Annotated in this window: 11 protein-coding genes and 1 tRNA gene; 9 read left to right on the top strand and 3 right to left on the bottom strand. The window is 66.3% G+C overall.

Features of this window, described 5'->3' with window-relative positions; genetic code table 11:
* Positions 1-13 precede the first annotated feature (13 nt).
* Positions 14-88, bottom strand: a tRNA-Gly gene (locus VGC77_RS16195).
* A 124-nt stretch (positions 89-212) separates the two neighbouring features.
* Complete coding sequence (locus VGC77_RS16200; RefSeq protein ID WP_331172593.1) at positions 213-440, bottom strand: hypothetical protein; 228 nt, start codon at positions 438-440, stop codon at positions 213-215.
* Positions 441-503: 63 nt separating this feature from the next.
* On the opposite strand from VGC77_RS16200, the gene VGC77_RS16205 reads away from it, so the two are divergent.
* The 3 genes from VGC77_RS16205 (at position 504) to VGC77_RS16215 (ending at position 2,533) form a co-directional block, all read left to right on the top strand.
* The gene (locus VGC77_RS16205; RefSeq protein WP_331172594.1) at positions 504-1,421 is read left to right on the top strand and encodes a co-chaperone YbbN; all 918 of its coding nucleotides are present in this window, start codon (positions 504-506) and stop codon (positions 1,419-1,421) included.
* Between the two features lie 37 nt (positions 1,422-1,458).
* Entirely contained in the window at positions 1,459-2,133 is a 675-nt protein-coding gene (locus tag VGC77_RS16210) for an LON peptidase substrate-binding domain-containing protein (protein WP_331172602.1), read from the top strand.
* A 199-nt stretch (positions 2,134-2,332) separates the two neighbouring features.
* Positions 2,333-2,533 (top strand): Trm112 family protein, encoded by a 201-nt coding sequence (locus VGC77_RS16215; protein ID WP_331172595.1) that lies wholly within the window; start codon positions 2,333-2,335, stop codon positions 2,531-2,533.
* Positions 2,534-2,606: 73 nt separating this feature from the next.
* Here the strand turns inward: VGC77_RS16215 and VGC77_RS16220 are convergent, their stop codons facing one another.
* On the bottom strand, positions 2,607-3,827 hold the full coding sequence (locus tag VGC77_RS16220; RefSeq protein WP_331172596.1) for a ubiquinone biosynthesis hydroxylase: 1,221 nt from the start codon (positions 3,825-3,827) through the stop codon (positions 2,607-2,609).
* 148 nt (positions 3,828-3,975) lie between these two features.
* Between VGC77_RS16220 and tesB the strand changes: the two genes are divergently transcribed.
* From tesB to VGC77_RS16250, 6 genes are all read left to right on the top strand, one after another.
* Positions 3,976-4,839: an acyl-CoA thioesterase II gene (gene tesB / locus VGC77_RS16225; RefSeq protein WP_331172603.1), complete on the top strand. Its 864-nt coding sequence runs from the start codon at positions 3,976-3,978 to the stop codon at positions 4,837-4,839.
* Positions 4,840-5,026: 187 nt separating this feature from the next.
* The gene (locus VGC77_RS16230) at positions 5,027-5,365 is read left to right on the top strand and encodes a P-II family nitrogen regulator (protein WP_331172597.1); all 339 of its coding nucleotides are present in this window, start codon (positions 5,027-5,029) and stop codon (positions 5,363-5,365) included.
* A 66-nt stretch (positions 5,366-5,431) separates the two neighbouring features.
* The gene (locus tag VGC77_RS16235; RefSeq protein WP_331172598.1) at positions 5,432-6,733 is read left to right on the top strand and encodes an ammonium transporter; all 1,302 of its coding nucleotides are present in this window, start codon (positions 5,432-5,434) and stop codon (positions 6,731-6,733) included.
* Positions 6,734-7,125: 392 nt separating this feature from the next.
* Complete coding sequence (locus VGC77_RS16240) at positions 7,126-7,464, top strand: P-II family nitrogen regulator (RefSeq protein WP_331172599.1); 339 nt, start codon at positions 7,126-7,128, stop codon at positions 7,462-7,464.
* A 37-nt stretch (positions 7,465-7,501) separates the two neighbouring features.
* Positions 7,502-8,944 carry an ammonium transporter gene (locus tag VGC77_RS16245; RefSeq protein ID WP_331172600.1) on the top strand — a complete coding sequence of 481 codons (1,443 nt, stop codon included), beginning with the start codon at positions 7,502-7,504 and terminating at the stop codon, positions 8,942-8,944.
* Between the two features lie 199 nt (positions 8,945-9,143).
* Entirely contained in the window at positions 9,144-9,482 is a 339-nt protein-coding gene (locus VGC77_RS16250) for a nucleotidyltransferase family protein (protein ID WP_331172601.1), read from the top strand.
* The last annotated feature ends 48 nt before the right edge of the window (positions 9,483-9,530 follow it).

Raw genomic sequence — 9,530 nt, forward strand, 5'->3', positions numbered from 1 at the left:
TGCCGAGAAAACTTGGAGCGGGCGAAGGGATTCGAACCCTCGACCCCGACCTTGGCAAGGTCGTGCTCTACCACTGAGCTACACCCGCATCCGAGTGGCTGGCGACGCGCGGTCACCGGCGACGCGCAGAGCTATGCCAAAAGCCGCCGACGAATGCAACAGCGCGGCTGCGCTATCTTCACCCGCAAGGCCGCAGATTCGACCAATCGCCGTCAAATCGGCCTCGCCGCGCCGTTGCTCGCTGCGCTGCGGCGTAAAAACTCGGCAAAATCCGCGCTGAGCGGGCCGATCTGCTGCGCGGCGCCCGACCGGACGATTGAAAATCGCCCGGTCAAACGCCACCTAAGACGCGGTTCAAGGCCGAAACCGCAACGCAGGTCGCGCCCGCCGGCGCGGATCACGCGGCGCCGCGGCGCAGCCGATTCGGTCTGCAGAGCCAAGTTTATGCGCACAGGTTGCGGCCGTGCTAGAACGGCCGATCTTTGGAACAAGGCGAGGGCGACGTGACGATCATCGAGCAGGGCAACGGACCGGCGCCGCAGGCGGCCGATCTCATCAAGGAAACCACCACCCAGACCTTCGTCAAGGACGTCATCGAGGAATCCAAGCGGCAGCCGGTGCTGATCGACTTCTGGGCGCCGTGGTGCACGCCGTGCCGGCAATTGACCCCGTTGATCGAAAAGGCGGTTCGCGCCGCCAAGGGCAAGGTCAAGCTGGTGAAGATGAACATCGACGAGCATCCATCGATTCCGGGCCAGATGGGGATCCAGTCGATTCCCGCGGTGATCGCCTTCGTGGGCGGCCAACCGGCCGACGGCTTCATGGGCGCGGTGCCGGAGAGCCAGATCAATGCCTTCATCGACAAGCTGACCGCGGGCGCCGGGGGCGGCGCGGCGGGGGTCGGCGAATTGATCGAGGAGGCCGAGGCTGCACTGGCCGCCGGCGACGCCCCGACCGCCGCCGCGGTCTACGCCGAAGCGCTGGCCGCGGAGCCCGGCCATCTTGCGGCGCTGGCCGGCCTGGCGCGCTGTTACGTCGAGACCGGCGCGCTGGAGCAGGCCAAGCAGACGCTGGCGCTGGTGCCCGACAGCAAGCGCGAGGACGGCGCGATCAAGGCGGTGCAGGCCGCGATCGATCTCGCCGAACAGGCGAGCTCCCTCGGCCCGATCACCGAACTGGAGCAGAAGGTCGCCGCCAACCCGCTCGATCATCAGGCGCGCTTCGAGCTCGCGGTGGCGCTGAATGCCGCCGGCCGGCGCAGCGAGGCCACCGACCATCTGCTGGAGATCGTCAAGCGCGACCGCAAATGGGACGACGACGGCGCCCGCAAGCAGCTGGTGCTGCTGTTCGAGGCCTGGGGCGCCGCCGACGAGGCCACCGTGGACGGCCGCAAGCGGCTGTCGACCATCCTGTTTTCGTGATTCGGGTGTCGTGACGACGCGCGCAGCGGGGCCGTTCATGCCGATCAAGGCCGACTATCACGGACCCGGCGACCTGCCAGAGCGGATTCCGGTGTTTCCGCTGCCCGGCGCGCTGCTGCTGCCGCGCGGCCAGATGCCGCTCAACATCTTCGAGCCGCGCTATCTGGCGATGGTCGACGACACCTTGCGCGACAGCCACCGGCTGATCGGCATGATCCAGCCGGATCTGGCGCATTCCAGCAATGCCGACAAGCCGGAGCTGTTCCGGGTCGGCTGCGTCGGCCGCATCACCCAGTTCGCCGAGGCCGGCGACGGCCGCTACATCCTCGAATTGACCGGGGTCGTGCGCTTCAAGGTGGTGGAAGAACTGGCGGCGATCACGCCGTATCGGCAATGCCGGGTGGATTACGCCGCGTTCCTCGACGACTTCACCGCGCGCAAGGGCGAGGACGAGGTCGACCGTGACACCCTGCTGACGGTGCTGCGGGAGTTTCTCAAGGCCAACCGGCTCAAGGTCGACTGGGACGGCATCGAGCGCGCCCCGAACGAGGCGCTGGTCAACGCGCTGGCGATGATGTCGCCCTACGGCCCGCCGGAAAAGCAGGCGATGCTGGAAGCCCCGGATCTCAAGACCCGCGCCGAAATCCTGGTCGCGGTGACGCAGATGGATCTGGCGAAAAAGCGCACCAGCGGCGACCCACCGTTACAATGATGCGTTACAACGATCCCTGCGGCGCCGCGTGATCGACGCGGCGGGCCGCGCCGCGGCTGCGCGCGGCGCCGGCGCATGATCCCGAAAACTTTTGGCGGTTTTCGGGATGCGGCGCGATCCGACAACCGGAGCAGGCTGAGGATTTGGAAAAATCCGATGCTGCTCTTCCGACCCTCGATGCAATGTGCTGGAGCCCTGAATGACGACCTCTTCCTCCGACCGGCCCGAAGCGGCGGTCGATCGCAAACTGCTGGATATCCTGGTCTGCCCGATCACCAAGGGGCCGCTGGAATTCGACGCCTCGCGCCAGGAGCTGATCTCGCGCGGCGCCAAGCTCGCCTATCCGATCCGCGATGGCATCCCGATCATGCTGCCGGAGGAAGCCCGCAAGATCGGCTGAGGTTTCAATCGCCGTGCGGCCGGTGGCCGCGCGCGCGAACCACGACGCAGTATCCGGGGACACGCGAGGCGCGCTACAGCGCCTCGCCCTTCAGCAGCCTCGGCACCTCGCCGCCGAGCCCGGCGGCCTGGCGGATGAACAGCTCCTTGAGCGGCGGCAGCCGATCGACCACGCCGAGGCCGATGTCGCGGACGCTGCGCAACAGCGTCGAGCGGTTGGAGAACAACAGGTTCAGCGAATTGGTCGCCACGCCCATTGCCATGGTGTCGAACCGCCGCCAGGTCTGGTAGCGCTCGAGCACGTCGGCCTGGCCGAAATCGATGCCGAGCCGCGCCGCGTCGACAATCACCTCGGCCAAAGCCGCGACGTCCTTCAGCCCCATATTGAGGCCTTGGCCGGCGATCGGATGGATCACATGGGCGGCGTCGCCGATCAGCGCCAGCCGCTCGCCGATGAAGGATTGCGCGACGAAATAGCCGAGCGGAAACGATTTCGGCTTGTCCAGCGCCTTGACCTCGCCGAGCCGCAGCCCGAAGCGCTGTTCCAGCTCGCGGTGAAAATCGGCGTCGGACAACGCCACGATCCGCGCGGCCTCGGCGCGGCTCTCGGTCCACACCAGCGAGGAGCGCTTGCCGGTGAGCGGCAGGATCGCGAACGGCCCGGCGGGGAGGAAATGCTCCTCGGCGCAGCCATGGTGCTCGCGCTCGTGCTCGACGGTGACGACGATGCCGGCCTGGTCGTAGTCCCAGCCATAGGTGGTGATGCCGGCGCGCTCGCGCAGCTTGGAGCGGGCGCCGTCGGCGGCAACCAGCAGCGCGGCGTCGATCACCTCGCCGTCACCGAGCGTCACGCTGGTGGCTTCCAGCCGGGATTCGTAACTGGCGACCGTGGTGGCGCGCAGCTCGACGCCGGCCGCCTCGGCGCGCTCGGCCAGCGCGTCGATCAGATGGCGATTCTCCACCATATGGGCGAACGGTTCGCCGGGCTCGATCTGGCCGGCGAAGGTGAGGAACACCGGCCGGGTGACGTCTTCCAGCGCGCTGTCGGTCACCACCATGTCGAGGATCGGCTGCGCCTGCGGCGCCACCGCCTGCCACACCCCCAGCGTGTCGAACAGCCGCCGGCAGGCCGCGACGATCGCGGTGGCGCGCGGATCGCGCGACGGCCGCAGCGCCAGCGCCGGATCGGCGACGATCACCGGGATGTCGGGGCCGAGCCCCTGGCGCAGCGCCAAAGCCAGCGCCAGTCCGGCGAACGCGCCGCCTCCGATGACAATGCCTCGCGGTGCCGTCATATCGATGGTTCTCACTCTTGCCAGGGGAACAGAGCTGGGCGAAACAGGCAGCGGGGAGACGCGCCGCACCGCCTTTGGTCTATCAGACATCCGCTGCGGTGTGAAACCGCGGGCAGGGCGCGCAATAATCGGAAAGCCGTGAATGCCGATGTGCAAAAGCCTGATTGACCTGATTTCGATCCTCGACCTGGAGCCGCTCGAGGTGAACCTGTTCCGCGGCACCAGCCCGAAGACCTCCTGGCAGCGGGTGTTCGGCGGCCAGGTGATCGGCCAGGCGATGGTCGCCGGCTGCCGCACCGTCGAGGGCCGGCTGCCGCATTCGCTGCATTGCTATTTCATCCTGCCCGGCGATCCTTTGGTGCCGATCATCTACGAGGTGGAGCGGCTGCGCGACGGCAAGAGCTACGCCACCCGGAGGATCACCGCGATCCAGCACGGCCAGGCGATCTTCTCGATGATGATGTCGTTTCATAACGACGAGGAGTCCTCGTTCAACCATCAGGACAAGATGCCGGACGTGCCGTCGCCGGAAAAGCTGACCGCCGAGGAGATTTCCAAGCAGCCGTTCTTCACGGAGATGCCGGAATTCATCCGCCGCTATTACGAAACCGACCGGCCGATCGAGCTGCGCCCGGTCGAACTCAGCCGCTATTTCGGCACCAAGATCGACGATGGCAAGATCCATGTCTGGATCCGCACCGCCGCGAAACTGCCGGACGATCCGGCGCTGCATCTGTGCGCGCTGGCCTATGCCTCGGATTTTTCGCTGCTCGACGCCGCGATGGCGCGCTACGGCCGCACGCTGTTCGACAAGCGGATGATGCCGGCCAGCCTCGACCACGCGATGTGGTTTCACCGCCCGTTCCGCGCCGACGAATGGCTGCTCTACGTGCAGGATTCGCCTTCCGCGCAAGGCGCCCGGGCGCTGGCGCGCGGCACCATCTTCAAGGCCGACGGCACGCTGGTGGCCTCGGTGGCGCAGGAAGGCTCGATCCGCGAACGCCGCGGTTAGCCCGCGCGCGAGGCTCTCGATTCGCCCGCCCAAATTTTGGGCTGCATCGGATCTTGGCGAAATCCCGCTTCGACGTCGGTCCATTCGCTTATTTTCCAAGCGCGCTGCCGCCAAACCCGGCATATAGAGGGGCCAAACCCGCCGGCGCCTGCCGGCCGGGACCGTTGTCGCAAACCCAGGTTGGTCCATGAAACTCGTTGTCGCGATCATCAAACCGTTCAAGCTTGACGAGGTGCGTCAGGCGCTCACCGAGATCGGGGTTCACGGCATGACCGTGACCGAGGTCAAGGGCTATGGTCGCCAGCGCGGCCACACCGAGATCTATCGCGGCGCCGAATATATCGTGAACTTCCTGCCCAAGCTGCGGATCGAGATCGCGGTGGATTCCAACCTCGCCGACGCCGCGGTCGGCGTCATCACCAAGAGCGCCCGCACCGGGCAGATCGGCGACGGCAAGATCTTCGTCACGCCGATCGATCACGCGCTGCGCATCCGCACCGGCGAAACCGACAGCGACGCGCTCTGACGCGCGCGCCTTGAGCGGAGCGACGCCGCAGCGTCGCGCCGCGCCACCGAGCTGGGGGGCTCACCAATGACATCGATCCGTCGCGCAGCGCGTCTCGCGCTGGCCGCTTGCTTTGCGGCAACCTGTTTTTCCAGCGCGGCATGCGCCGACGACGGCACCATCAACGGCGCCGACACCGCCTGGATGATCGTCGCCACCGCCCTGGTGCTGATGATGACCATCCCGGGGCTGGCGCTGTTTTATTCCGGCATGGTGCGCAAGAAGAACGTGCTCGCCACCATGGCGCAGAGTCTTGCCGCGGTGGCGCTGATCTCGATCCTGTGGGTGGCGTTCGGCTATTCGCTGGCGTTCACCGGCGACGGCGCGCTGATCGGCTCGTTCGACCGGCTGTTTCTCGCCGGCATGACCATGGACGGCGTCAATCCCTTGGCCAAGACCATCCCGGAAGCGCTGTTCATGCTCTACCAGATGACCTTTGCGATCATCACCGTGGCGCTGGTGGCGGGCTCGGTGGCCGACCGCATGCGGTTCTCGGCCTATCTGGTGTTTTCGATCGGCTGGTTCGTGGTGGTCTATGTGCCGCTGACCCATTGGGTGTGGGGCGGCGGCTTCCTCGGCACGGCCGGCGTGCTGGATTTCGCCGGCGGCCTCGTGGTGCATCTGTCGGCCGGGATCGGCGGACTGGTCGCGGCGGTGGTGATCGGCCGCCGGCAGGGCTACGGCGCCGACAACCTGTCGCCGTTCGATCTGTCATTGGCGGTGATGGGCACCGGGCTGTTGTGGGTCGGCTGGTTCGGCTTCAACGGCGGCTCGGCGCTCGGCGCCAATGCGCATGCGGTGATGGCGATCACCGCCACCCATCTGTCGGCCTGCGCCGGCGCTCTGACCTGGGGCGCGATCGAATGGATCACACGGCGCAAGCCCTCGGTGCTCGGCATGATCTCCGGCGCGGTGGCCGGTCTCGGCACCATCACGCCGGCGTCGGGCTTCGTCGCGCCCTGGCATGGCATCGTGATCGGCATCGTCGCCGGCTGCGTCTGTTTCTGGGCCTGCACCAGCCTGAAGGATCGGTTCGGCTACGACGATTCGCTCGACGTGTTCGGCGTCCACGGCGTCGGCGGGCTGGTCGGCACCTTGCTCGGCGGGGTGTTCGCCACCGCGGCGATCGGCGGCACCGCCGGGCTGATCGAAGGCCACTGGATGCAGCCCGTGATCCAGCTTTACGGCATCGCCGTCACCCTGCTGTGGTCGGCTGCTGCGACCTACATGCTGCTGATGCTGGTCCGGCTGATGGTGCCGCTGCGGGTGTCGCGCGAGCACGAGCGCGAGGGCCTGGACATTTCGCAGCACGGCGAGGCGCTGCAGTAGCGCTGTGCGCCGTCGCCGACGACGGCGATCCTGCGCAAATAATAACCGGGCGCCGGCCGCGCCGCGTAAAAGCTCGGCCGGCCGGCGATCTATCGCGATATTCCTGGCCATTCTGCCCGTCCCGCGAGCAGCGATTATGGTGGAACCGCGTCATGCCCGATTCTTGATCAGGCATGACCGCGCTTTAGGCGGGTCGCTTTGGCGCACTGCAACCGAATCTCGGTAAAACTCGAAAAACTACGTGTTCATAAACCGTTAGGGAATGCCGGGGTTCTGGCACGGCATTTGATTATAGCGCGGCGGCTGTGCCCGCGTAGTGAGACTCCGCGTGGTGAACCTCAGTCGAGATCGCCCGGTCTTGTTCAGGCCGGGCCCAAGCGGGGATAGGACCCATGAAAATTGTTATGGCGATTATCAAGCCATTCAAACTGGAAGAAGTCCGTGACGCTTTGACCGCCATCGGCGTTCACGGGTTGACGGTGACGGAAGTCAAGGGCTATGGCCGGCAGAAAGGCCATACGGAAATCTACCGCGGCGCCGAATACGCCGTCAGCTTCCTGCCCAAGATCAAGATCGAGGTCGCGATCGCCTCGAACCAGGTCGACAAGACCATTGAGGCCATCACCACCGCGGCGAAGACCGGCCAGATCGGTGACGGCAAAATCTTCGTCATCGCTCTCGACCATGCGGTCCGGATCCGCACCGGCGAGGCCGATGCAGCGGCCCTGTGATTTCGCGCTCACCCAAATTCAATCAGGAGTACAACATATGACGTTTAAACGTCCCTACAGTGCGGGACTGGCTGCGCTTGCCGTCGGCATGTTTGCCGCCACCGCAGCCTACGCCGAGCCCACCGTCAACAAAGGCGACAACGCCTGGATGCTGACCTCGTCGGTCCTGGTGCTGTTGATGACGATCCCCGGCCTGGCGCTGTTCTACGGCGGCATGGTCCGCTCCAAGAACATGCTCTCGGTGCTGATGCAGGTGTTCTACACCGTGTGCATCGCCATCGTGCTGTGGGTGCTGTACGGCTACAGCTTGGCCTTCACCGGCGGCTCCGACTTCATCGGCGGCTTCTCCAAGGCGTTCCTGGCCGGCGTAACCACCGATTCGAAAGCCGCGACCTTCAGCGTCGACGCCAACATTTCGGAACTGATCTACGTCTGCTTCCAGATGACGTTCGCCGCCATCACCCCGGCGCTGATCGTCGGCTCGTTCGCCGAACGCACCCGCTTCGCCGCGGTGGCGCTGTTCATCCCGCTGTGGCTGACCCTGATCTATTTCCCGATCGCCCACATGGTCTGGTACTGGGCCGGTCCGGACGCCATCGACGCCGCCGCCAAGGCGCTTGCCGCGGCGACCGACGACGCCGCCAAGACCACCGCTCAGGCCGCGCTTGATGCGGTCAATGCCGACGCCGGCTGGGTGTTCAAGAAGGGCGCGATCGACTTCGCGGGCGGCACCGTGGTGCACATCAACGCCGGCATCGCCGGTCTGATCGGCGCGCTGTTGATCGGCAAGCGCACCGGCTACGGCAAGGAACTGATGTCGCCGCATTCGCTGACGATGTCGATGATCGGCGCCTCGCTGTTGTGGGTGGGCTGGTTCGGCTTCAACGCCGGCTCCAACCTGGAAGCCACCGGCGGCGCCGGCCTCGCCATGACCAACTCCTTCGTCGCCACCGCGGCGGCGGCGTTGTCCTGGATGTTCGCGGAGTGGATGATCAAGGGCCACCCCTCGGTGCTCGGCGCGATCTCCGGCGCGGTCGCCGGTCTGGTTGCGGTGACGCCCGCGGCCGGCTTCTCCGGTCCGATGGGTGCGCTGGTGCTCGGCCTGGTGGTCGGCGTGGTCTGCCTGTTCTTCTGCACCGTGGTGAAGAACGGGCTCGGCTATGACGACTCGCTCGACGTGTTCGGCGTGCACTGCATCGGCGGCATCATCGGCGCGATCGGCACCGGCATCCTGGTCAACCCGTCGCTCGGCGGCACCGGCATCATGGACTACACCACCGGCAAGATCGCCGATTACGACATGGTGACGCAGCTGATCTCGCAGTGCTGGGGCGTCGGCACCACGCTGGTGTGGTCCGGCATCGGCTCGGCGATCCTCTACAAGGTCGTCGACGTGATCGTCGGACTGCGCGCCACCGTCGAGGTGGAACGCGAGGGCCTCGACGTCGTCGAGCACACCGAGCGCGCTTACAACATGTAAGCCTTCTCCCGAGGGCGCGGTCCTCGCGGATCGCGCCCCGACTTCCGGACCGGGCTCTGCCCCGCTCCACCCAGGGCTCCAGCGCAAGCTGGGGCCCTTTTTTTGTTGGGCGACGTAGCCTGGATGAGCGCGGCGACATCCGGGCTACGGGGTGGGTACCACCTCTCCCGCAAATCCTCCGCCGTGCTATATTGTGGCGATGAACCGCCTCGAGGCCCTCGCGACTTTGCAGCGATCGGAGCACGCGTTACGCGCCCGCGGCGTGCGCCGCGCGGCGTTGTTCGGCTCGGTCGCACGCGGCGACAATCGACCGGACAGCGACATCGACATCATGGTCGAGATCGATCCCGAGGCACACATCACGGTGTTCGATTATGCCGGGCTGAAGGACTTCATCGCCGGCCTGTTCGATGCCCGCGTCGACGTCGTCAATCGCGATAGTCTCGATCGTGTCCCAGGGAGTGGTGTAGCTGACGGCGGGTCACCGCGACTGCCGGGTTGGTCCGGGCCTGTCAGCTGGCGAAAGCCGGGAGGCTGACGGCGGGATCATCGCCGATCGGGGCGATGGTTTCCAGCGTCATGTAGC

Source organism: Rhodopseudomonas sp. (genome assembly GCF_036404135.1).
Taxonomy (GTDB): domain Bacteria; phylum Pseudomonadota; class Alphaproteobacteria; order Rhizobiales; family Xanthobacteraceae; genus Rhodopseudomonas_A.